The 22,863-nt window shown below is 72.8% G+C and carries 24 protein-coding genes; 16 read left to right on the forward strand and 8 right to left on the reverse strand.

The genetic code is table 11. The annotated features are described in order from the left end of the window. Window positions 1-20: 20 nt before the first annotated feature. The 3 genes from RF647_RS11305 to RF647_RS11315 form a co-directional block, all read right to left on the reverse strand. Window positions 21-1,547 (reverse strand): peptide MFS transporter, encoded by a 1,527-nt coding sequence (locus RF647_RS11305; protein WP_368811772.1) that lies wholly within the window; start codon window positions 1,545-1,547, stop codon window positions 21-23. A 171-nt stretch (window positions 1,548-1,718) separates the two neighbouring features. Beyond that, window positions 1,719-2,558, reverse strand: coding sequence for an aldo/keto reductase (locus RF647_RS11310; protein WP_368811773.1), 840 nt, complete (start codon window positions 2,556-2,558; stop codon window positions 1,719-1,721). A gap of 241 nt (window positions 2,559-2,799) precedes the next feature. Further along, window positions 2,800-3,639 (reverse strand): NAD-dependent deacylase, encoded by an 840-nt coding sequence (locus RF647_RS11315; RefSeq protein WP_368811774.1) that lies wholly within the window; start codon window positions 3,637-3,639, stop codon window positions 2,800-2,802. A 111-nt stretch (window positions 3,640-3,750) separates the two neighbouring features. On the opposite strand from RF647_RS11315, the gene RF647_RS11320 reads away from it, so the two are divergent. The 9 genes from RF647_RS11320 (at window position 3,751) to RF647_RS11360 (ending at window position 11,115) form a co-directional block, all read left to right on the forward strand. After that, a complete protein-coding gene (locus RF647_RS11320; protein WP_368811775.1) occupies window positions 3,751-4,128 on the forward strand; it encodes a hypothetical protein in 378 nt (125 codons plus the stop codon). A gap of 104 nt (window positions 4,129-4,232) precedes the next feature. Next, window positions 4,233-4,385 (forward strand): hypothetical protein, encoded by a 153-nt coding sequence (locus tag RF647_RS11325; RefSeq protein ID WP_368811776.1) that lies wholly within the window; start codon window positions 4,233-4,235, stop codon window positions 4,383-4,385. Window positions 4,386-4,476: 91 nt separating this feature from the next. Next, window positions 4,477-7,404 (forward strand): DUF4040 family protein, encoded by a 2,928-nt coding sequence (locus RF647_RS11330; RefSeq protein ID WP_368811777.1) that lies wholly within the window; start codon window positions 4,477-4,479, stop codon window positions 7,402-7,404. After that, window positions 7,404-7,850: a sodium:proton antiporter gene (locus RF647_RS11335; RefSeq protein ID WP_368811778.1), complete on the forward strand. Its 447-nt coding sequence runs from the start codon at window positions 7,404-7,406 to the stop codon at window positions 7,848-7,850. Before RF647_RS11330 ends, RF647_RS11335 begins: the two co-directional genes overlap by 1 nt. Continuing rightward, entirely contained in the window at window positions 7,847-9,352 is a 1,506-nt protein-coding gene (locus RF647_RS11340) for a monovalent cation/H+ antiporter subunit D family protein (protein ID WP_368811779.1), read from the forward strand. Before RF647_RS11335 ends, RF647_RS11340 begins: the two co-directional genes overlap by 4 nt. After that, a complete protein-coding gene (locus RF647_RS11345; protein WP_368811780.1) occupies window positions 9,349-9,768 on the forward strand; it encodes a Na+/H+ antiporter subunit E in 420 nt (139 codons plus the stop codon). The genes RF647_RS11340 and RF647_RS11345 overlap by 4 nt, the downstream gene beginning before the upstream one ends. Then, window positions 9,765-10,022 carry a monovalent cation/H+ antiporter complex subunit F gene (locus RF647_RS11350; RefSeq protein ID WP_133409601.1) on the forward strand — a complete coding sequence of 86 codons (258 nt, stop codon included), beginning with the start codon at window positions 9,765-9,767 and terminating at the stop codon, window positions 10,020-10,022. The genes RF647_RS11345 and RF647_RS11350 overlap by 4 nt, the downstream gene beginning before the upstream one ends. Continuing rightward, window positions 10,019-10,420, forward strand: a complete 402-nt coding sequence (locus tag RF647_RS11355) for a cation:proton antiporter (RefSeq protein ID WP_368811781.1) — start codon at window positions 10,019-10,021, stop codon at window positions 10,418-10,420. Before RF647_RS11350 ends, RF647_RS11355 begins: the two co-directional genes overlap by 4 nt. Continuing rightward, window positions 10,417-11,115 (forward strand): MOSC domain-containing protein, encoded by a 699-nt coding sequence (locus RF647_RS11360; protein ID WP_368811782.1) that lies wholly within the window; start codon window positions 10,417-10,419, stop codon window positions 11,113-11,115. The genes RF647_RS11355 and RF647_RS11360 overlap by 4 nt, the downstream gene beginning before the upstream one ends. On the opposite strand, the gene RF647_RS11365 is transcribed toward RF647_RS11360, so the two are convergent. After that, window positions 11,108-11,788: a hypothetical protein gene (locus RF647_RS11365; protein WP_368811783.1), complete on the reverse strand. Its 681-nt coding sequence runs from the start codon at window positions 11,786-11,788 to the stop codon at window positions 11,108-11,110. The two genes, RF647_RS11360 and RF647_RS11365, sit on opposite strands and share 8 nt — an antisense overlap. A gap of 73 nt (window positions 11,789-11,861) precedes the next feature. Here RF647_RS11365 and RF647_RS11370 point away from each other — a divergent pair, with 73 nt between their 5' ends. From RF647_RS11370 to RF647_RS11385, 4 genes are all read left to right on the forward strand, one after another. Next, a complete protein-coding gene (locus RF647_RS11370; protein WP_368811784.1) occupies window positions 11,862-12,350 on the forward strand; it encodes a MarR family winged helix-turn-helix transcriptional regulator in 489 nt (162 codons plus the stop codon). Window positions 12,351-12,411: 61 nt separating this feature from the next. After that, window positions 12,412-12,888, forward strand: coding sequence for a DoxX family protein (locus RF647_RS11375; protein ID WP_368811785.1), 477 nt, complete (start codon window positions 12,412-12,414; stop codon window positions 12,886-12,888). 290 nt (window positions 12,889-13,178) lie between these two features. Next, window positions 13,179-15,050, forward strand: coding sequence for an ABC transporter ATP-binding protein (locus RF647_RS11380; RefSeq protein WP_368811786.1), 1,872 nt, complete (start codon window positions 13,179-13,181; stop codon window positions 15,048-15,050). Window positions 15,051-15,053: 3 nt separating this feature from the next. Continuing rightward, entirely contained in the window at window positions 15,054-15,623 is a 570-nt protein-coding gene (locus RF647_RS11385; protein WP_133409597.1) for a DUF421 domain-containing protein, read from the forward strand. Window positions 15,624-15,682: 59 nt separating this feature from the next. Here the strand turns inward: RF647_RS11385 and RF647_RS11390 are convergent, their stop codons facing one another. Then, window positions 15,683-16,690 carry an AsnC family protein gene (locus RF647_RS11390; RefSeq protein ID WP_133409596.1) on the reverse strand — a complete coding sequence of 336 codons (1,008 nt, stop codon included), beginning with the start codon at window positions 16,688-16,690 and terminating at the stop codon, window positions 15,683-15,685. Between the two features lie 162 nt (window positions 16,691-16,852). On the opposite strand from RF647_RS11390, the gene RF647_RS11395 reads away from it, so the two are divergent. Genes RF647_RS11395 through RF647_RS11405 form a run of 3 tightly spaced genes read left to right on the forward strand, consistent with a single transcriptional unit; the run spans window position 16,853 to window position 19,674 of the window. Then, entirely contained in the window at window positions 16,853-17,608 is a 756-nt protein-coding gene (locus tag RF647_RS11395) for a DUF5058 family protein (protein WP_368811787.1), read from the forward strand. Between the two features lie 58 nt (window positions 17,609-17,666). After that, window positions 17,667-18,419, forward strand: a complete 753-nt coding sequence (locus RF647_RS11400) for a hypothetical protein (protein ID WP_368811788.1) — start codon at window positions 17,667-17,669, stop codon at window positions 18,417-18,419. Between the two features lie 28 nt (window positions 18,420-18,447). Continuing rightward, entirely contained in the window at window positions 18,448-19,674 is a 1,227-nt protein-coding gene (locus RF647_RS11405; RefSeq protein WP_368811789.1) for an amidohydrolase, read from the forward strand. Between the two features lie 22 nt (window positions 19,675-19,696). Here the strand turns inward: RF647_RS11405 and RF647_RS11410 are convergent, their stop codons facing one another. From RF647_RS11410 to gcvH, 3 genes are all read right to left on the reverse strand, one after another. Further along, entirely contained in the window at window positions 19,697-20,791 is a 1,095-nt protein-coding gene (locus RF647_RS11410) for an SDR family oxidoreductase (RefSeq protein WP_368811790.1), read from the reverse strand. A 91-nt stretch (window positions 20,792-20,882) separates the two neighbouring features. Continuing rightward, the gene (locus tag RF647_RS11415) at window positions 20,883-22,313 is read right to left on the reverse strand and encodes an L-serine ammonia-lyase (protein WP_368811791.1); all 1,431 of its coding nucleotides are present in this window, start codon (window positions 22,311-22,313) and stop codon (window positions 20,883-20,885) included. A gap of 122 nt (window positions 22,314-22,435) precedes the next feature. Beyond that, window positions 22,436-22,813, reverse strand: a complete 378-nt coding sequence (gene gcvH, locus RF647_RS11420) for a glycine cleavage system protein GcvH (protein WP_368811792.1) — start codon at window positions 22,811-22,813, stop codon at window positions 22,436-22,438. Window positions 22,814-22,863 lie beyond the last annotated feature (50 nt).

Consider the following 22,863-nt stretch of genomic DNA (forward strand, 5'->3'; position numbering starts at 1 on the left):
GCGGGTGCCCGGCACGGCCGTCAGCGCACGCCGCGCATCATCCGCCGGATCCAGGGGGACAGCACGAGCAGGGCGCCGCCGACGACGATGGTCACGGCGCCCAGGGTCCCGAAGTAGGCTGCCTCGGCCTGCTCGCTGTAGTAGCCGGCCAGCGCGCCGGACAGGGCCGTGCCCAGGGCCACCGACAGGTAGAAGAGGGCGACCATCAGCACGGGATAGGCGCGCGGAGCCAGCCGGGTGGACAGGGACAGGCCCACCGGGGAGACCATCAGCTCGCCCAGGGTGGCGACCAGCAGGATCAGCGCGGCCCAGAGGACGGGCACCGAGCCCACCCCGACCATCGGCAGGAAGACCAGGAACGCCGACCCCATCAGCACGATGCCCAGGCCGAACTTGGTGGGCGTGGCGGGCTGGCGGTCGCCGAGCTTCGTCCACAGCACCGCGAACACCGGGGCGAGCAGGATGATGAAGAGCGGGTTGAAGGACTGGACCCACGAGATCGGCATGGTCCAGTCGCCCAGCGTCCGGTCCAGGCGGGTGTCCGAGTAGATCGTGATGACCGTGAACTGCTGCTGGAAGAGCGCCCAGAACGCGGCCGAGCCGATGAACAGCGGGATGAACGCCCGCACGCGGGAGCGCTCGTCGTCGTCGACCTTCTTGCTGGTGAGCAGGAGGACGAACAGCGCCACGGCGGCCACGACGATCACCCCCACCACGACGTCGGCGAGGTTGGCCGCGTTCAGCACCTCCGTGAGGGTGGCGGCCACGACGACGGCGATCGCCGCCGCGGCGATCCCGATCCACTTCCCGTACTGCTCGCGCGGCAGGGGGTTGGGCACGTGGTGGACCTCGGCGGGAAGCCTCCTGCGCCCGAGCGCGTACTGGGTCAGGCCGAAGGCCATGCCCACCGCGGCCAGGCCGAAGCCGAGGTGGAAGCCCCAGCTCTTCTGCGCGAAGCCGGTCAGGAGCGGCCCGAGGAGTCCGCCGATGTTCACGCCCATGTAGAAGATCGAGAAGCCGGCGTCACGGCGGGGGTCCTGGCGGTCGTAGAGGGCGCCGACCAGGTTGGTGATCGTGGCCTTGAGCCCCCCGGACCCGATCGCGATGAGGACGAGGCCGATCGTGAGGCCGGCGACCGCGGGGATCAGCGCCAGCGAGACGTGGCCGGCCATGATGAGGACGCCGCTGAGGAACATCGTCCGCTCGGAGCCGAGGAGCCGGTCGGCGACCCACCCGCCCAGGATGGCGAACAGGTAGACGGCGCCGCCGTAGGCGCCCACGATGCCCGCGGCCGTGGCGCGGTCGATGCCGAGCCCGCCCTCGGTGGTGGCGAAGTACATGTACAGCAGGACGATGCCCTGCATGCCGTAGAAGGAGAAGCGCTCCCACAGCTCGACGCTGAACAGGTTCGCCAGCATGCGCGGCTGGCCGAAGAAGGACCGGGCGTCGGGGCGAGGGAGCTCCGTGCCGGTGTGGTCGTCGTGGTGGTCGCGCGGGTCGGGGGCGCTGGTGGCGCCCTCCGCCGCGCGGGGGGTCCGGAAGGTCATGCGCACCATGATCGGCCTGCCGGGCGGTCGAGCACCAATCGGTGCGCGCCCGCGGCCGGCGGCCCCGTCGCGCTCACCCCCCGGTGGGCGGTGCCGGCGGCGGCACGGGCGACGCCCGGGACCGCGGTGCACCCACCGTGGTCCCGGGCGTCGCCGGGAAGGAGCCAGGACTCAGTTGAAGTCCTTCGGGTCGGAGCCGATCCGCCCGCCGTTGTCGAGGCCGCTGATCGCCCGGACGTCCTCGTCGTCGAGCCGGACGTCGAGGGCCGCGTAGTTCTCGCGGATCCGCTCCGGCGTGACGGTCTTGGGGAAGACCACGTTGCCGATCGCCAGGTGCCACGCGATGATGACCTGTCCCGGGGTGGCGCCGTGCTTGCGGGCGATCGAGTCGATCACCGGGTCCTTGAGCAGGTCGCCGCCCTGGCCCAGGGGGGACCAGGCCTCGGTCAGGATGCCGTGCGAGGCGTTGAAGTCCCGCAGCGCGGACTGGTTGAAGTAGGGGTGCAGCTCCACCTGGTTCACCACGGGGACCACGCCCGTCGCGTCGATGATCTCCTGGAGCTCCTCCTGCGGGAAGTTGGAGACGCCGATGGACCGGGCCTTGCCGCTCTCGCGGATCTCCTGGAATGCCTTCCAGGTCTCCAGGTACTTCCCGCGCTTCGGGGTGGGCCAGTGGATGAGGTACAGGTCGACGTACTCCAGGCCGAGACGCTCCAGGGAGGCGTCGATGGCCTTCAGCGCGGAGTCGTGGCCGTGGTCGTCGTTCCACAGCTTGGTGGTCACGAAGATCTCGTCGCGCGGGATGCCGCTGTTCGCGATCGCCCGGCCGACGCCCTCCTCGTTGCCGTAGATCATGGCGGTGTCGATGTGGCGGTAGCCGGCCTCGAGGGCCTGGCCCACCACGTCCTCCGCGATGTCGGCGTCGACCTGCCACACGCCGTAGCCGAGCTGGGGGATGGACCTGCCGTCGTGCAGGGTGAGGGTCGGGGACTGCGTCGTGGACTGCGTCATGGACCGTGCCTTTCGTGGGGAGACAGCCAGGGGCTGACAGGGAGGGCCGGGAGGAGCTCGTCCGGGCCCGGTGTCCGTCGAACAGTCTCCTGCTGTCGCCGCGCGCTGACAAGAAGGACAGCGTGCTTTCTGCTCTCAGCAATCGGCCTCCGGTGCCCGGCCGCAGAGGGAGGCCCCCGGAGGGCGGGGAACGGTGGCCGCAGCCGCAGCCGCAGCCGCGGTCGTGGCCGGCAGCGGGCGCTCAGCCGTCGGCGCGTGGCCGCCGGTCGGCCGGGCGCCGGTCGTCCCGCGGGGGCAGGAGGCGGGGCAGCGCCTCGGCGGCGTCGGCCCGGACGGTCCGGTCGACGTGCGGGGTGAGCGCGGTGTCCTCGGGGTTGATCTCGACCACGGGCGTCCCGCGGCCGGCCGCGATCAGCGGCAGGGAGGCAGCGGGCTGCACGAGCCCGGACGTGCCCACCACGAGCACGAGCTCCGCCTCGGCCACGGCCGCGGCGGCGCGCTCCACGGCGCCCTCGGGAAGCTGCTCCCCGAACCACACGACCGCGGGCCGCACCGCTCCGCCGCAGGAGGGGCACACCGGGGGGCGCTCGCGGCCCGGCTCCTCGCGGTCGGGCTCCTGGGGAGCGGGCGGCGCCTCCGGAAGGGCCTCCGCCGCCAGGCCCGGGAGGAGACGCTCCGGGAACGGGGCGCCGCAGCCCGAGCAACGGAACGCGAACAGGCTGCCGTGCAGGTGGGCGAGAACCGCGGAGCCCGCCCGCTCGTGGAGGTCGTCGACGTTCTGGGTGACCACGTGGACGCGGGCGCGGTCCGCCCACCGGGCGATCGCCCGGTGTCCGGCGTTGGGGCGGAGCCGGCGCACCTGGCGGGCCCGCCAGAGGTACCAGGACCAGACGAGCCCGGGGTCGGCGTCCCACGCCTCGGGGGTGGCCAGCTCCTCGGGGGACCAGCGGGCCCACAGTCCGGTGCCGGCGTCCCGGAAGGTGGGCACCCCGCTCTCGGCCGACATCCCGGCGCCGGAGAGCACGGTCACGGTGAGCGCGGAGCGCGCCAGCTCGAGCAGCTCGGGGTCGAGGTCGTCCATGCCGCCGACGGTATACGCACGGAGGCTCCCGGACCAGGGTGCCCGTGCCGGTGCGGGGAAACGCTCGGGCCCGTTGGTCGATCAGCACGCGCGCGTGGTGGAATGGAAACCATGAAGTTCAACGTCCAGCGCGTGCTGACCCCCGCCTACCTGACCTCCGTCGCCCTCGTCGTGGTCGGAGTGGTCCTCGGTCTGGCGTGGTACCCCGTCGCGGCGTGGCTGTTCGTGCTCGCCGGTCTCGCGCTCAACGCGATGGCCGTGTCCGTCACCGAGATCAACGACGCCCCGCGCCGTCGTCCGGCCCTCGCCCCCCACGACGGCGACCGCGGTGTCGACGGGGAGCTCGTCGAGGACCGGGACGAGGACCTCGGGGACGCGCTCCCGCCGGAGTCGGCGGCACGCCGCGCAGGCGTCGAGCCGGACGCCGAGACCGCCGCCACCCCGACCGTCCCGCACTCCGGTTCGAGTCCCCTGCGGGAGCGGCGCTGACCCCGTCACCGGCCGGAAGGGCGGCCGGACCACGCGCAGAGCCGTCACGGGCACCGCAGCACCTCGCCGGGGACCGTGGTGGCCGTCATGGTAAATTCGGGGCGATGACCAGCCGCAGGAACCACGCCCACGGCCGCGGCCCCGCCGTGCCGCCGGGCCGTGTGCTGTCCTCGGCGGTCCGGTGCGTGTCCAACGGGACGAACGGCTACCTGAACTCCTGGGGGCCGCTGCTCTCCGGATGCCCCCGGGACGCCTGATCACTCCGGCCGGGACACCGGCCGGAGCGGCCGGTGCGTCGACGGCCGAGTCCACCTCGTTCCCATCCCACCGACCGGACGGTTGCCAGGCGTGTCCCTCCTGATCATTCTTGCTCTCACCACCCTGCTGTGCCCTGTGGCGGCCGTCCTGGGCCGCCGGGCGGGCCGCGACGCCGGCTGGCCGCTCGCCGCGGGCCTCCTCGTGCTCGCCGGTGCGCTGGTCGCGGTGTGGAACGGCCGGGGGGACGCCGACGCGGTCTCCCAGCAGATCCCGTGGATGCCGACCCTGGGCGTGACCTTCCACCTGCGGCTCGACGGGCTCGGGCTGTTCTTCGGCCTCATCGTGCTGGTCATCGGCGCGGTGGTCATCGGCTACTCGGCCCGCTACCTCGCCAAGGGCTCGCACAGCGCCTTCTACACCCTCATGACGTTCTTCGCCGCGGCGATGCTCGGGCTGGTCCTGGCCGACGACGTGGTCCTGCTGTTCGTGATGTGGGAGTTCACCACGCTGTGCTCCTTCCTGCTCATCGCCCGCTCCGGCCCGCACGCCAAGGACCCGGCGATCCGGACCTTCCTGGTGACCATGGCGGGTGGGCTGTGCCTGCTCGCCGCGGTGGTCGCGATGTGGGTGGCCACCGGCACCACGCGCCTCAGCGACATCCTCGTCGACGACGTGTGGTCCACGTCCCCCGGGTTCGCCGCGTTCGTCGCGGTGCTGATCGCCCTCGCGGCCTTCACCAAGTCCGCGCAGTTCCCCTTCCACGCTTGGCTGCCCGACGCCATGGTCGCGATCACCCCCGTGAGCGCCTACCTGCACGCGGCGGCCATGGTGAAGGCCGGCATCTACCTCATGCTGCGCTTCTCCACGGCCCTCAGCGAGGTGCCGGTGTGGAACGTCCTGCTGATCTCCGTGGGCCTGTTCACCGCCCTGATGGGGGCGGTGTTCGCGCTGCAGCGCAACGACCTCAAGGAGCTGCTCGCCTACTCCACCGTGAGCCAGCTGGGCTTCCTGACGGCGACCATCGGCATCGGCACCTCCTACGCGGTGGTGGGGGCCGTGGTGCACGTGGCGGCCCACGCGCTGTTCAAGTCGGCGCTGTTCATGTCCCTGGGGGTCGTCGACCACCAGGCCGGCAGCCGTGACATCCGCAAGCTCTCCGGGCTGGCGCGGACGATGCCCGTCACGGCCGTCGTGATGACGCTCGCGGCGGTCTCCATGGCCGGCGTCGTCCCGCTGTTCGGGTTCGTCTCCAAGGAGGCCATGTTCAAGGCCATGGCGGAGAGTCCGGCGCCTCCGGCCGCGGTGTGGCTCGTGGGCGCCGTGGCGGTCCTGGCCGCGTCCTTCACCTTCGCCTACTCGGCCCGGATGATCATCACGATCTTCCCCGGCCGCCCCGCCCAGGACCCGCCGAAGGAGGCCTCCGCGGCCTTCCTGGCGCCCGTGGCCCTGGTCTCCGTGGCCGGTCTGGTGCTGGGACTGGGGGGCGTGCTGGCCGAGCCGCTGCTCGGTGCCGCCTCCGCCGCCGTGGCCGGGCCCGACGCCGAGCCCCATCTGGGGCTGTGGCACGGCCTCGCCCCCGAGCTGTACATGTCCGTGGCGGTCTTCACCCTGGGCACGATCCTGGTGCTCGCCCGGAGGAGCGTGGACCGGCTCCTGGACCGGGAGCTGTCGCCCATCACCGGGGTGGGCACGGTCGAGGCGCTGCGCAGCGGCTCCGTCGCCCTGGGCGCGTGGGTCGGCGGCCTCACCCGCGCCGACGCGCCCTACCGGCACCTGGTCCCGCCCGTGGTCGTGCTGGTGGTGCTGACGGCCGTGGGCCTGTTCACGGTCAATGTCCCGCCCCGGTTCGGGGACGTGACGAACCCGCTGGACTGGGTCCTGCTCGGCGTGGTCCTGATCGGCGTGCTCCTGGCGCTGGGGGTGCGCAGCCGGATCGCCCTCGTGACCATCATCGGCGTGGTGGGCTTCGCCGTCGCGCTGTGGTTCTACGAGCTCGGTGCGGCCGACGTGGCGCTGACCCAGCTGCTCGTCGAGATCCTCACCGTGGTGGTGATCGTCCTGCTGCTCAACCGGCTGCCCTCCACGTTCCACCGCACCGGCAAGCGGCGGACGACCACGGCGGCCGTCGTCGCCGTCCTCGCGGGCGCCTCCGCCGCCGCGGCCGCCTGGGCGCTGACCGGCCGCCGCGGACTCTCCGACGCGGGCCAGTACTTCCTCGCGGAGGCCAAGGCGGAGACCGGCGGGACGAACGTGGTGAACACGATCCTCGTCGACTTCCGTGCCCTGGACACCCTCGGCGAGCTCACCGTGCTGGGCGTGGCCGGCATCGCGATCGTCGTGGCCCTGGAGTCGCGGGGTCTGCTGCCCAAGCTGCACAGCCCCATCACGGAGCCGCCGGGGTCGCCGATCGTCGACGCCCGGGACAACACTATGGTGCTGCGCGTCACCGAGCGCCTGCTCGGGCCGGTCATCGTGGTCCTGTCCCTCTTCTTCCTGCTCCGCGGGCACTACCACCCCGGCGGCGGGTTCATCGCCGCCCTCATCGGTGCCGCCGGCATCTCCCTGGTCTATCTCTCGGCCCAGGACGACCGGGTCAGCCGGCTCGGCGTGCCCTACGTGAAGCTCATCGGCGCGGGGGTGGCCGTGGCGGTGGTCGTGGGCCTCCTCGGCCTGGCCGAGGGCTCGTTCCTGCGCGCGCTGCACTTCGACGTGTTCGGGGTCTCGCTCACCACGGCGCTGTTCTTCGACGTCGGCGTGTACCTCGCGGTGGTCGGCGTGATCCTGGCGGCGGTCAGCCGTCTCGGCGTGGAGGAGAAGGAGCCACCGCCCCTCCGGCGGGTGGGCTCCACCGCGGTGGAGGGTCCCGCCTTCCACCCGACCCCCACCACGGACGAGCCGCACCACCCCAGCACGGCGCCCATGGACCTCAGCAGCATCCGGGTCCTCGACCGGAGTTCCGGGCGTACTTCCGGGACGTCCGCCGAGCGCACCGACCGACCCCGAGGAGACGATTCCTGATGGCACTCGCACTGACCGTGGGCGTGCTCATCGGAGGCGGCGTGTTCATGATGCTGCGGCGCGGCATGGTCCGCCTGATCATCGGCTTCGCCCTCCTCAGCCACGGGGTGAACCTGCTGATCATGGCGACCGGCGGCATCGACCGCCGGGGCGAGCCCCTCGGCGCCTCCGCGGACCCCGCAACCACGGCGGACCCGCTGCCCCAGGCGTTCGTGCTGACGGCGATCGTCATCGCGTTCGCGATCACCATGTACATGCTCGTGCTCGCCGTGACCGGCGACGAGGACGACGACACCGATCTCGAGCTCACCGGCCGGGAGATGGAGACCCCTGACCTGATGGACGACCCCGCAGACAGCCCCGGCACGCACGGCGCCGCCCCCGAGGACCCGGATCCGGTGGGCACCCGCCCGGAGCGGGGCCCCGGGCGGGGTGGTCGCGCATGAGCGCGGACCTGATCCCGTTCTTCGTCATCGTCCCGCTGCTGGCCGCCGGTCTGCTGGTGCTCGCCGGGGGCGCCGGACGGATCGCCAAGGCGGGGCTGCTCGCCGTCCTCGGGGCGGACGTGGTGTGGGCCGTGTGGCTCGTGAGCACCCTCCTGGACGGCGACACCGTGCTGGCCCACCGCATCGGCGGCTGGCCCGCCGGCATCGCCATCCCGTTCGCGGCCGACCTCTTCACCGCGCTGATGCTCACGGTGACCGGCTTCGTGACGCTGATCAGCTCCTGGTTCGGGGTGGTGTCGGGGCAGGCGGAGAAGCGCTACTTCGGTCCCCTCGTGCTCGTGCTCACCGCGGGCTTCAACGGGGCCCTGCTCACGGCGGACCTGTTCAACCTGTTCGTGTTCATCGAGGTCATGCTCGTGCCGTCCTACGCGCTGATCATCTTGTCCCACCGCGGCCGGGGACGGCTGATGCAGGTCACGTCCTCGCGGATCTACGTGAGCGTCAACCTGCTGGCCTCCACGATCTTCCTGGCGGGGGTGGGGCTCGTCTACGGCACGGCCGGCACCGTGAACGTGGCCGAGCTGGCGGGCCGGGCGGCGGAGTCCACCGCCGTGGCCGTGTCGGTCGCCGTGGTCCTGACCGCCCTCGCCGTCAAGGCGGCCGTGGTCCCGGTGCACGGGTGGCTGGCGCGCACGTACCCGTTCATGTCCCCCACCGTCACCGCGCTGTTCTCGGGGCTGCACACGAAGGTGGCGGTCTACGCGATCTACCGGATCTACGCCGTGATCTTCGACGGCATGGAGGAGTACCTGTGGATCGGGCTCGTGGTGTTCTCCGCGTCCATGGTGATCGGTGTCCTCGGCGCCGTGGGGGAGCGGGACGCGCGCGCGATCCTCGCCTACTCCACGGTGAGCCAGATCGGCTACATCCTGCTGGGCGTCGCCCTGTTCGGGGTCGCCGGACTCACCGCGGGCATCTTCTTCCTGCTGCACCACACGGTGGTGAAGGTGTCCCTGTTCCTGTCCACCGGCGCGGTGGAGATCGCCTACGGACGGCACCCGCTGGGCGAGGTCACGGGCCTGCTCCGGCGGGAACCGCTCACCGCCGTGGTGTTCTTCGCCGCCGCCATGTCCCTGACCGGCATCCCGCCGTTCTCGGGGTTCGTGGCCAAGCTGGCGCTGATCCTGGCCGCGTTCGAGGAGCAGCAGATCGTGGTGGCCCTCGTGGCGGTCGGCGTCAGCCTGTTCACGCTCCTGTACCTGCTCAAGATCTGGGGGAAGATGTTCCTGGGGAAACCGGAGGACTCGTCGAGCGAGGTCGTCGCCGCGGTGGGCACGACGGAGCGCCGCATCGCGCCGGCCCTCATCGCGCCGGCCCTCGTCCTGGCGGTCGTCACCCTCGCCTTCGGTGTGGGCGGTGAGCTGCTGCTGGGCGTCTCGGCCACGGCCGCGGAGGGGCTCGTGGACACGAGCGCGTTCGTGGAGGCGGTGGTGAACTCGTGACGTGGTTGACCTGGCCGCTGCGCCTGATCGGCTTCCTGCTCTGGTACGCCTGGGAGCTGGTCCTCTCCAACGTCGCGGTGACCCGCGACGTGCTCACCCCGGGCCAGGGGTCCTCGCCCATCGTGATCCGCTACCGGACCCGGTGCCGCAGCGAGTTCGAGACGGTCCTGCTCAGCGTGCTCATCTCCCTGACCCCGGGGACGCTGACCCTGGCCACCGTGGCCCGGCCCCCGGAGGGCTCGCACAGCGCCGCGTCCGACGGGGGCGCTGGGGGCGACGGGGCCGCCGGCACGGAGGAGTACGACATCTTCGTGCACACCATGTACTCGGACGGACCGCAGGACGCCCGGTCGAGCCTGCAGGAGATGGAGACCCACATGCTGAACGGCATCCGACCGGGAGGGGCACCCCGATGATCGGCATCCTCTTCGGCGTGCTCGTGCTCGCCGCCTCCGTCCTCGTCGCCGGGGTGCGGATGTTCCGCGGCCCCAACGACGCCAACCGGGCCATCGCCGCGGACCTGCTGTTCTTCGCCGTGGTGGGGCTCATCGCCCTGTTCGGCGTGCTGGCGATGAGCCCCCCGGTCTTCGACCTGGTCCTCATCGCCACCCTCGTGGGCTTCCTGGCGACCCTGTCCCTGGCCCGCGCACTGACCAAGGGGAGGCGATGAGTGTGGACTTCAACCCGATCATGCACGACACCCTGTGGATGAGCGTGGTGGGGCAGGCGTTCATCGTCCTGGGCTCGCTGATCTTCCTCACCGCCACGGTGGGGATCATCCGGTTCCCCGACCTCTACACCCGGTCCTCAGCGATCGCCACGGCCGCGGGCCTCGGCGTCTCGTTCGTCCTCACCGGGGCGTTCTTCTTCCTGCCCGGCGTGGAGAACGCGGTGAAGCTGCTCGCCGCGGTGGTCCTGCAGCTCGTGACCTCGGCCGTGGGCAGCATGGCGCTGGCCCGGTCCGGGTACCTCATCGGCTCGGCGGTGTACTCACCGACCCACCACAACGAGCTGGAGGAGCGCGCCGGGGACGAGGCCGGACGCCCCGGCGAGGACGTCCGGCCGTGACCGGACGCGTGCACAGCGTCAACGTGGGACGGTCCGAGGTCAATCCCGCCCGGCCGAACCGCGCCACCGGCATCCGCAAGCACCCCGTGCACGGACCGGTGGAGGTCCGCGACCCGGGCCCCCGCAGGGGCGGTCTCGGCTCGGGCCTGACCGGGGACTTCATCGGGGACGGCAAGTACCACGGCGGCACGGACCAGGCCGTGTACGCTTTCGCGCGCGAGGAGCTGGACTTCTGGGCGCAGGAGCTGGGGCGGGAGATCCCCGACGGCTCCTTCGGGGAGAACCTCACGCTCTCGGGCGTCGACGTCGACGGCGCGCGGCTGGGCGACGTCTGGCGCATCGGCGGGGTGCTGCTGCAGGTCACGGACGCCCGCATCCCCTGCGGCACGTTCCGCGCGAGCATGGAGGTGCGCGGCTGGCTGCGCCGCTTCACGGAGCGGGGCCGCTCCGGGGCCTACCTCAAGGTCCTGGAGCCGGGCACGCTGCGGGCCGGTCTGCCGGTCGAGCTCACCCTCCGCGCCGGGCACGGGGTGGGCGTGGCGGACGCCTTTCGCGCCCAGACCACGGAGCGGCACCGGATGCCGGAGCTGCTCCGGGCGGGGGAGGACCTGTGCGAGCAGCTCCGGCTGCGGGTCGAGAAGGAGCAGCGGGCGGCCGACCGGCGCGACGGCCGAGCCGCCACCGCCCTCAGTTGAGGGCTGCGCCCCGGTAGACCTGCGCGACCTGCTCCTCGGAGAGCCGGGTGTCGATCACGGTGGTGCCCTCCGGGTCGTCGCGCAGGAAACGGACGGGCCCGTGCGAGCCGGTCTCCAGGAGGAGCGCGGCGTCGGCGTCGTAGAGGGCCTCCACGGAGGTGCTGAAGCGGTCCCCCCGCACCGGGGTCACGGACAGCTCGAGCCGGGCGCGGACGCGGCCGCCGCCCGTCCCCGCGTCCGCCGCCGTGCTCCCGTCCGCGCGCCCGGCGGCGGACGCGTCCTGGGCGACCGGCTCGAGGGCGATCTCCCGGACGACGCCCACGCCGTGCTCCACGACGTTCGCCAGGCGGGCGCCCAGCCGGCCCTGCGCGGTGCTGAAGGCGCGCTTGAGCCGGGCCGTCCACCACAGGGCCGTGGCCACCAGCACCACGGCGATGAGGGCGAGGTAGAGCGCCGAACCGGACCGGGACCACTGCTGCCACAGCAGGACCACGGCGAGCGCGGTCAGCACCGGGACCACCAGCAGCAGCGACGTGCCCAGGCGTTCGCCCAGGGAGGGGCGGTCGGGCGCCCCGTCGTCGCCGGGAGCGGTGCGCAGCCGCCGCATGACCTGGACGTCGAAGTCGCGGTCGTCCGCGGGTACGGGCCGGGGCCAGGTGCCGAGGGAGTCCATGGGTTCCATTATGGGGCGCGCTCGGCGGACGCGTTCCCATGAAGCGTCAAGGACCGGCTCGTAGAATCGGGCCATGATCGAGACCCGATGGCTGTCCCCCGAGGAGCGCGAGGCCTGGCTGGCGCTCGTCTCCATCATGTTCACGCTGCCCGGCAGCATCGAGTCCCAGCTGCAGGCGGAGGCGGACCTCAGCCTGGCCGAGTACCTGGTGCTCGCGATGCTCTCGGAGGCCCCCGACCGGCGCCGGCGCATGTCGGACCTCGCGGCGGCCACCAACACCTCCCAGTCCCGGTTGTCCCGGATCGTCGCGCGTCTCGAGCGGGACGGCCTGGTGGTGCGCGCCGGTGGGGAGCAGGACAAGCGGGTGGTGCTCGCGGAGATCACCGACCGCGGCCTGGAGCGGGTCCAGCAGGTGGCCCCGGGGCACGTGGAGCACGTCCGGCGGACGGTGATCGACCGGTTGACGCCGGTGCAGGTCCAGCAGCTCGCGCTGATCGGCCGCATGGTCGACGACGCCGCGGCCGGCCCCACGGCCCGGGGACTGGCCTCGGACCAGCCGTGACACCGGGCGCCCTCCGCTCGGAAGCTTGACACGGAAAGTATCTGCACCCTACTGTGGTGACATGTCCACAACACAGGCGCCGCAGCGCACGTCCTCCGCCCCCACCGTCCCCGCCGCCGACACCTCCACGACCCTCGGACTGACCGTCCTGCGCGTCGTCCTCGGCACCACGTTCCTCCTGCACGGCTGGCAGAAGGTCACCGAGTGGACCGTCGCCGGCACTCAGGCCTCCTTCGCCCAGATGGGCATCCCGGCGGCCGAGCTCGCCGCGCCCGTCGCCGCCGTCCTCGAGCTCGTGGGCGGGCTGATGCTCCTCCTGGGTCTCGGCACCCGCGTGGTCGCCGCCCTGCTCGCCCTGACCATGCTGAGCGCCCTCGTGCTCGTCCACCTTCCCGCGGGCTTCTTCGCCGCCGACGGCGGGGTCGAGCTCGTCCTGCTCCTCGCCGCCGCGTCCGTCCTCTTCGTCCTGGCCGGTGCCGGCCGCTGGTCGCTGGACCACCTGGTCGCGGCGAGGCGCCGCGCGTCCGCCCGGGCCTGACCCCTCCCGCGCCGGGCTCCTGCCGCGCCCGGCTTGTCCGGCGCCTGACCCCTTCCGCGCCTGCGTCCCGGCTGCTCCGCGGCGCCGGAGCGACCCGCCCCCGCCCGCAGCACCCTGCGGCGCGGGGGCCGTCGTCGTCCGTCGTGCGGGGCTCCGTCGGCGGGCCGCGACGGGCGGGCGCGGACGTGTCGGCGCGGCCGCGTAAAATCGGTTGCGGCGCGGCGCGCACGACCACCACGGTGCCGCGCCTGGTGCAGCGCGGGCGATCCCCGCAGATCGGGGTTGGCCGCATGAGCATGCAGAACTCGCCGTACATGGTGCTGTGGCGCACCGTCCAGGGTCAGGACGTCAAGGACCGGAAGATCGACCGGGGCACGCTCCGGCGCATCGTCGTCTTCGCGCGCCCGCACAAGACCAGGCTCACGGTGTTCCTGGTGATCTCGGTGCTCACGGCGCTGCTGGGCGTGGTCACCCCGATCCTGGCCGGCGACGTGGTCCGTGCGATCAACGCCGGGGACGCGGTCTCCGTGGTGGTCTGGCTCGCGGTGGCCATCGCCGCCGTGGCGGTCGTGGACGCGGGGCTGAGCATCCTCAACCGGTGGCTCTCCTCCCTGATCGGCGAGGGGCTCATCCTGGACCTGCGCACCGCCGTCTACGACCACGTGCAGCGGATGCCGATCGCCTTCTTCACCCGCACGCGCACCGGGGCCCTGGTCTCCCGGCTCAACAACGACGTCATCGGAGCCCAGCGGGCGTTCTCCAACACGCTCTCCGGCGTGGTGAGCAACATCGTCTCCCTGATCCTGACCGTCGTCGTCATGGTCTCGATCTCGTGGCAGGTCACCGCGCTGTCCGTGCTGCTGCTGCCGATCTTCCTGGTCCCGGCCCGGGCCATGGGCGGGCGCCTGGCGAGCCTCCAGCGGGAGGCGGCCCAGCACAACGCGTCCATGTCCACGCAGATGACCGAACGGTTCTCCGCGGGCGGCGCCACCCTGGTCAAGCTCTTCGGCCGGCCCGACGCCGAGGCCGCCGAGTTCGCTCGCCGTGCCGGCCGCGTCCGGGACATCGGTGTGCGGGTGGCGATGCTGCAGACCGTGTTCGTCACGGCCCTGACGCTGGTCTCGGCGCTCGCCCTGGCGCTCGTCTACGGGCTCGGCGGCGCGCAGGCCATCCTCGGCAACCTGGACGCCGGCGCGGTCGTGACCCTCGCCCTGCTCCTCACCCGGCTGTACACCCCGCTGACCATGCTCGCGAACGCCCGGATGGACGTCATGAGCGCCGTGGTGAGCTTCGAGCGGGTCTTCGAGATCCTCGACCTCGTCCCCCTGATCCAGGAGCGGCCCGGGGCCCGGTCGCTGCCCGCCGGGCCCGCGTCGGTGGAGTTCGACGACGTCCGGTTCGCCTACCCCTCCGCCGAGGAGGTCTCGCTCGCCTCGCTTGAGGACGTCGCGGTGCTCGACACCCGGGGCGGTGAGGAGGTGCTGCACGGCGTGGGCTTCACCGTCCTGCCGGGGCAGACGGTGGCCCTCGTGGGGTCCTCCGGCGCGGGCAAGTCGACGATCGCCCAGCTCGTGGCGCGGCTCTACGACGTCACCTCGGGGGCCGTCCGGATCGGGGGCACGGACGTGCGGGACGCCACCTTCGCCTCGCTGCGGGAGACCATCGGCATGGTGACCCAGGACGGGCACCTGTTCCACGAGTCGATCCGGGACAACCTCGCCCTGGTGAAGCCGGAGGCCACGGACGAGCAGCTGTGGGACGCCCTGGCCCGGGCCCGCATGGAGCACGTGATCCGCTCCCTCCCGGACGGGCTGGACACCGTGGTGGGCGAGCGCGGCTACCGGCTCTCCGGCGGCGAGCGGCAGCGGCTGACCATCGCCCGCCTGCTGCTCGCGGCCCCGCGCGTGGTGATCCTCGACGAGGCCACGTCGGCGCTGGACTCCACCAACGAGGCCTACGTCCAGGCGGCACTGGGCGAGGCGATGGAGGGGCGCACCGCCCTGGTCATCGCCCACCGGCTCTCCACCATCCGCTCCGCCGACCAGATCCTGGTGGTCGAGGACGGCCGGATCGTGGAGCGGGGCCGGCACGCCGAGCTCCTCGCCGTGAGCGGGCGCTACGCGGAGCTCTACGAGACGCAGTTCGCGGACCAGGAGGTCTGACCGGTGCTCGACGACGCCGTGGCGCGCCTCGGCGTGGACGCCCCGGGAGCACTGGCGGTGGTGGCCTCGGCCGTGGGGATCTACCTGGCGTTCCTGCTCATGGTGCGGGTCCTCGGGCAACGCGTGCTGTCCCGGCTGTCGACCTTCGACGCGGTCGTGGTGGTCATGCTCGGTGCCGTGGCCGGGCGCGCGGTCCTGGGGGACACCCCCACGCTCGCCGCGGGCGTGCTGGGGCTCGGCACGCTGTTCGCGCTCGAGGCGGGCTTCGGCCGGCTCCGCGCGGGGATCCGCGTGTCGGCGCTGATGAACAACCGGGCGGTGCTGCTGATGGCCGGCGAGCGGGTCCTGGAGGCCAACCTCCGCCGGGTCCACGTGGTGGAGTCCGAGCTCTTCGGCGCGCTGCGGGGCGCTGGTGTGCGCACCCCCGACGAGGTCGCGTGCGTGGTCTTCGAGGCCGCCGGCACGATCAGCGTCCTCCGGCGCGGCACGCCGGTCGACCCCCGGCTGCTCGAGGGCGTCCGGGACGCCCACCTGGTCCCGGCGGACCTCCTGCGGGAGCCGGGCCGGGGCTGAGGACCGCCCGCGTCCCGTCCCCTGCATCTCACCGCGGCGGGGCGGGGCGGCGCACGGCGTCACGGGGCGGCCGGACCGAGCTCGGTCACCACCTCGCCGGTCGCGGTCGAGTCGTCGCGCAGCATCCAGCCCATGCGCTTGTGGGTCCGCACCCCCACGTCGGACTCGACCACCTGCACCCCCGGCGCGGCGGCCTGCAGCTCCGCCTCCACGTCGAAGATGTCCCCGGGGGTGCGCAGCCAGAGCAGGAAGGTGAGGTTGGTGTCGCCCGTGGTCGAGGCGCACAGGCGCAACGTCCGGTGGGAGCGCAGGCAGCGCACGGCCGCCTCGAGCTGTGCCGGCGGCACCCGGACGTACCACTGGCAGGACACCGGGTAGCCGGAGTGCTGCTGGGCCAGTTCGCAGCGGAGAGCCACGAGGCCGGTCTCGAGCGCCTGGCGCAGGTGCCGGGCCGCCGTCGTCGGGTGGGTGCCGGTCGCGGCGGCGATCTGCGCGGCGGTGGCCCGCCCGTCGGCCTGGAGCACGGCCGTCATCTCCTCCAGGTGGGCGGGGGTGGCGCCGTGCGGGCGGTGCGCCTCCGACCGCAGGGCGCTCACGCGGCGCTGCTGCTCCGGGGACAGCACGTCCAGGCGCCAGTTGCTGCCGATGGCGTGGAGCCGGGTGGCCACCGTGAGCTGGGCCCGCAGGATCGCCGGATCGGCGCGCACCAGCGGCAGCACGTCCCGGGTCATCTGCTCCCAGCTGCGGGTGAGGACGGTGAGCCGGACGTCCCAGGCGCGCGCGGACTCCTCCACGGTGCCGATCTCCGGGACGGCGCACAGCCGCTCCAGCACCTCCGCCCGGCGGCCCGGGCGGCACTCGAGGCCGATGAAGGTGGCGCAGCCCTGCGTGCCGGAGGTGCCCAGGTGGGCGGTGACCCAGCTGCGGCCGTCGGCCCGGAGCCGGTCCCAGCGGGCGGCCAGCGTGGTGGGGTGGCGGCCGAGCGCGGCCCCCAGCTGGGTCCAGGACGCCCGCGGCGCGATCTGCAAGGCGTGCACGAGTTCGAGGTCCTCTGGGGGTAGCTCCATGCTCGTTCCTTCGGTCAAGAGTGCATTCGGTGCAGTTTATCGAAGATGTCCGGCGACAGTGATCGGCATCACGTCACGCTCGGAGCAGAGGTCCGCCGGCGACGGACTCCTCGTGGCCCCGCCTCTCCTTCCCCGCCGATCCGACCACCTCCGGGAGATCCCATGAACCTGCGCACCGCTGTCGACGGCGCCTCCACCGACATCCTGTCCGTGGCCAACCTGCCCGTGCTGTGGATCTGCGCCCTCGGCGTCTTCGCCGTCATCGTCGTGCAGACCCTCATCTACGTCCGGGCCGCCCGTGTGGCGGCTCCTGCCGCCGGGGTGAGCCCGGCGGAGCTGAGGACCTCCTTCCGCGCCGGGGCGGTCTCGGCGATCGGGCCGTCCCTGGCCGTGGCCCTGGTGGCCGTCGCGCTGCTGACCGTCTTCGGCGCTCCGGCCGTGCTGGTGCGGATCGGGCTGATCGGGTCGGTGTCCTTCGAGACCGGTGCGGCCAGCATCGCCGCGGGCACCATGGGGGCCGACCTGGGCGGTGCGACCTACACGCAGGGCGTCTTCGCCGTGGCGTTCATGGCGATGAGCCTGGGCGGGGCGATGTGGATGCTCGCCACGCTGGTCCTCACCCCGCTGCTCAAGCGCGGCGACGTCAGCCTGCGCAAGGTCAACCCCGCTGTGATGACCGTGGTCCCCGGTGCGGCCCTGCTCGGGGCGTTCTTCGCCCTCGGGCTCGGGGAGCTGCCGAAGTCGGGCAACCACGTGGTGGCCTTCCTCGCCTCCGCGGCCGTGATGGCGGTGTGCCTGGGCATCGCCAAGGCCCTCCGGGCGCAGTGGATCCGCGAGTGGGCGCTGGGCATCGCCATCCTGACCGCGCTGGTCGTCACCTACGCCACCGTCGGCGCCGGTGTCTTCCCGACCGCCTGAGACCGTCCCCGAGCCCGTGCCCGAAACCGTGCGTCAGACCCACCGAAGGACTTCTGCCATGACCACCGTGAACCCCGCTGCCGTCCCCGCCCTGGAGCAGTTCGACGCGACCACCGCCCGCTGGGGCCGGCTGACGATGATCGCCGGGCTGCTCTTCGCCCTGGCTGGCCCCGCCTACCTCGTGCTCTTCTCCGGCCTGGACGTGGACCAGGCCCGGATCTGGACCGCCCTGCTGGCCATCGCCGGCACCTTCGGGGTGCTCTGGATCGTGGAGCCGCTGACCTACTACCCGATCCTGGGCCAGGCCTCGATGTACCAGGCCTTCATGATCGGCAACATCTCCAACAAGCTGCTGCCCTCGGCGCTGATCGCCCAGTCCGCCATCGGCGCGAAGCCCGGCACCCGCCGCGGGGAGCTGGCGGCGGTGATGGCGATCAGCGGAGCGGCCATGGTGCACCTGGTCTCGCTGCTCGTCCTGGTCGGTCTCCTGGGCTCCTGGCTGGTGAGCGTCGTGCCCGCCGACGTCGTCGCCGTGGTCCAGACCTACATCCTTCCGTCGGTGCTGGGCGCGGTGCTCGTGCAGGCCGTCGTCTCGACCCGCAACCTGCGGATGACGGTGATCGCCGGCGTCGTCGCCGCGGCCGTCGTGTTCCTGCTGGTGCCGACCGTGCCCACCCTGGCGTTCTTCGGCACCGCCATCGCGGTGATCGCCACCGCTGTGCTGGCATGGTTCCTGCGCGACAGGTCGGCCGAGGCCGATCCCGTCGCGCCCCAGCCGGAGGCGTCCACCGACGACCTCCGCATCGGCTAGCACCGTTCTCCCGAAAGGACCCCGCACCATGAGCACCACCACGGATCTCCAGCTGACCGACGACCTGCGCCGGCGGATGCACCTGCTGTACCGCGAGCTGCACGCCCACCCGGAGCTGTCCATGCAGGAGCACGCCACCGCGGCCCTGCTCGAGCAGCGGCTCGCCGCCCTGGGCATCGAGAACTTCCGCTGCGGCGGCACCGGGGTGGTCGGGGTGCTGCGCAACGGCGACGGGCCCACCGTGGCCTTCCGCGCCGACACCGACGGCCTGCCCCTGGCCGAGGACACCGATCTGGACTACGCCAGCACCGCCACCGGGCGGCTGGAGGACGGCACCGAGGTCCCCGTGATGCACGGGTGCGGCCACGACACGCACATGGCCGCCCTGCTGACGGCCGTCGAACTGCTGGCCGGCGCGCGGGAGGCCTGGGCCGGGACCGTGGTGCTGATCTTCCAGCCCGGGGAGGAGACCGCCGCCGGAGCCCGGGCGATGCTCGAGGACGGGTTGTGGGAGCGGGCACCGCTGCCGGAGGTGGTCCTCGGCCAGCACGTGATGCCCTCCCGGGCCGGCACGGTCAGCTGGTCGGCGGGCGACGCCATGGCGATGGCCGACTCCTGGCGGGTCACCGTCCACGGCAAGGGGGCCCACGCGTCCCAGCCGCAGGACGCCACCGACCCGATCGTGCTCGGGGCGCACATGATCACCCGGATCCAGACCATCGTCTCCCGCGAGATCGACGCGCGCCGGGCCGCGGTGGTCACCGTGGCGACCTTCCACGGCGGGCTCAAGGAGAACATCATCCCGGCCTCGGCCGAGTTCACGCTCAACGTGCGCACCTTCGACCCCGCCGTCCGCGACCACGTCCTGAGGGCGCTGCGGCGCATCATCGCCGCGGAGGCGGCGGCCTCAGGGGCCCCGGAGCCCACCATCGAGGAGCTCTCCACCTTCCCCCGCAACTACAACGACCCCGAGGCCACCGCTGCACTCGTCGAGCGCTTCCGCGAGGTGCTCGGTGCGGACAGCGTGGTGGAGGTCGAACCGATGATGGGCTCGGAGGACTTCGGGGCCCTCGGCGCGGCGATCGGGGTGCCCTCGGTGTTCTGGATGTTCGGCGGCCACGACGCAGCCGTCCTCGAGGGGGAGGGGCCCGTGCCGGTGAACCACTCGCCGTTCTTCGCCCCGGCGATCGAGCCGACGCTCTCCACCGGGGTGCGGACCGCCCTCACCGCGATCCTCTCCCGCGTGGGCGGCTGACCCCCCGGGTCCCGCCGGGGGGTCAGGGGATGATGTGCTCGGCCCGGTAGCGGTCGAAGAGGCCGGTGAAGCAGTCCTGGGTGCGGCGGTAGCCGGTGAACCCGGCCAGCCGGCTCTTGCTCATGTCAGCGACCACCTCGATGGGCCTGCCGAGGTCCGCGTCGGTGTGCCACCAGGAGGCCACGCGGGCGAGGTCGGGCTCCACGAGCCCGTGCTCGGCGACGATCCGGGCCCAGACGTCCTCGGCGCCGCGCATCTGCTCCTGAAGCGGCCGCGGTGCGTCCTGGTAGCCCTCCCACTCGAGCCCGAACCAGGCGGCCAGCGCCGGCCACATCCGGCGCCACCGGAAGACGTCGCCGTTGACCACGTTGTAGGCCTCGTTCCCGGCGGCCTCCTCGGTGGCGGCCCAGACCATGTGCTCGGCCAGCAGGGACCCGTCGGTCATGTCGGTCAGGCTGTTCCACTGGACCTCGGAGCCGGGGAACACGAACGGGCGGCCCGTCTCCCGGCAGATCGCCGCCTGCGCGGCCAGGGTCAGCCCCATGTTCATGGCGTTGCCCACCGCGTGGCCGATGACCGTGTGCGCCCGGTGCACGGACCAGCGGAAGCCCTGGCGGCCGGCGGCCGCCCACAGCTCGTCCTCCTGGGCGTAGTAGAAGTTCTCCACCGGCAGGCGCGGCTCCTCCTCGAGGAAGGGGGTGTCGGGCATGTCCCCCTTGCCGTAGGCCTCGAAGGGCCCCAGGTAGTGCTTGAGCCCGGTCATCAGCGCCACGTGCTCCACCGGGGCGTGGGCCAGGGCGGCCAGGAGGTTTCGGACCATCCCGGCGTTGACCTCGATGTTCTCCTTCTCGGTGTCCTGGCGGGACCAGGCGGTGAAGAACACGTGCGTGGGCCGCTCCCCGGCCAGGGCCGCGGCCAGGCTCTGCGGGGACCGGAGGTCGGCGCCGAGGTGCCGGGCCGAGCTGCCGGGGACGGGGTTGCGGGAGAGGGCGAGCACGTCCCAGTCCTCGGTGCGGGTCAGCTGCTCGACGATCGCCGAACCGGCGATACCGCTGGCCCCCACCACCAGGGCGGTGGGGCGCTGCGGGGAACGGGTGTCCTGGGCGGGAGCTGTCACGGTGCGGTCTCGTCTCCTCGGTGGGTGCCAACGCTGCTCGCCGGTCCGCACGGACAGGACCGTCCGGGCCGACGGGCTCAGCGTCTCACAGTCAGCACTCCACGACGTTCACGGCGAGTCCGCCCAGGGCGGTCTCCTTGTACTTGTGACTCATGTCCCTGCCGGTCTCGCGCATGGTCACGATGACCTCGTCGAGGCTGACCCGGTGGGTGCCGTCGCCCCACATCGCCATCTTGGCGGCGTTGATCGCCTTGGCCGCGGCGATCGCGTTGCGCTCGATGCAGGGGATCTGCACCAGTCCGCCGATGGGGTCGCAGGTCAGCCCGAGGTTGTGCTCCATGGCGATCTCCGCGGCGTTCTCCACCTGGGCCGGTGTCCCGTCCAGGACCTCGGCGAGGCCGGCGGCGGCCATCGAGGACGCGGAGCCGACCTCGCCCTGGCACCCCACCTCGGCCCCGGAGATCGAGGCCTGCTCCTTGTAGAGCACCCCGACCGCCCCGGCCGTGAGCAGGAAGCGGACCACGATGTCCCGCCGGGCCGCCGCGAGCGCCTCGGGGCCTTCCGCGGCGGCGGCGCGGGCGGCGGGGGAGTAGTGGGTGGCGTAGAACAGCACCGCCGGGATGATGCCGGCCGCCCCGTTGGTGGGGGCGGTGACCACGCGTCCGCCGGAGGCGTTCTCCTCGTTGACCGCCAGGGCCACGAGGTTCACCCACTCCGGCCAGAAGCCCGGGTCCCGGTCCGGGTCCTCGGTGCGCAGGCGCCGGTGCCACTCGGGGGCGCGGCGGGCCACGTTCAGCCCGCCCGGCAGCGGGCCGGTGCGCCGGAGGCTGGAGTCCTTGCACTCCTCCATCACGGTCCAGATGTGCAGCAGCTGCTGCCGGATCTCGTCCTCGTCGCGCCAGGTCCGCTCGTTGGCCAGCATCAACCCGCTGATCGGCAGGCCGGTGCGCTCGCAGTGGGCCAGCAGCTGTGCGGCGGTGCGGAAGGGGTGGGGCACCTGGGCGCTGGCGGCGTCCAGCTCGGCCGCGGCGGCGTCCTCCTGGCCCTCGCGGACGATGAAGCCGCCGCCCACGGAGAACCAGGTCTCGTCGGACAGCACGGCGCCGGAGGCGTCCAGAGCCTGGAAGCGCATGCCGTTGGTGTGCCGCTCCAGGACGGTCAGCGGGTGCTGCACCATGTCCTCGACCCGGTACGGGAGGTCCTTGCGCTGCCCGAGGGCCGCGCACAGCCGCAGCGTCCCGGTCTCGGCGAGGTCGGCGAGCCGCTCGTCCACCTCGGCGGGCAGCACGGTCTCGGGGTCGTAGCCCTCCAGGCCGAGCAGGATCGCGGTGAAGGTGCCGTGGCCCCGGCCGGTCGCGGCCAGCGACCCGTAGACGTCCACGCGCAGGTCCGCGGTGCGCTCCAGCAGCCCGCCCCCGGTCAGGGTCTCGGCGAAACGCCGTGCGGCGCGCATGGGGCCGACGGTGTGGGAGCTCGAGGGGCCGATGCCCACGGTGAACAGTTCGAAGACGCTGATGGACATGACGGTGATGCTCCAAAGGAGGTGGTGCCCCGGTGCGGGGCGGCGGTGGGTGGAACGGTCGTGGTCGGGCCAGGGCCCGGCCCGCACCACGGTCCTCGACGGTACCCGGGCGCGGCCGGTGCTCAGGCCTGGTCCTCCTGGGCCTGCGCGTACTGCTCGGCGGTGAGCAGCTCGCCCTCGTCGGTGACCTCGACGGTGAACAGCCAGCCGTCCCCGTACGGGTCGGAGTTCACCAGGCCGGGCTCGTCGACGACGGCCGCGTTGACCTCCACCACGGTGCCGGAGACCGGGGCGAAGAGCTCGGAGACGGACTTGGTGGACTCCACCTCGCCGCAGACCTCGCCGGCGGTCACGGTGGAGCCGGCCTCGGGCAGGTCGAGGTAGACGACGTCGCCGAGGGCATCGACGGCGACCGCGGACAGGCCGACCTTCACGGGGGCGGACTCGTCCACCCACTCGTGCTCGGCGGAGTAGCGCAGGTGGGACGGGATGTTGCTCATGATCGAGAACCTTTCAGCAGGAGGGGACGACGACGGGTCGTGGAACGGGC

Source organism: Kocuria sp. CPCC 205263 (assembly GCF_040981075.1).
Lineage (GTDB): Bacteria > Actinomycetota > Actinomycetes > Actinomycetales > Micrococcaceae > Kocuria > Kocuria rosea.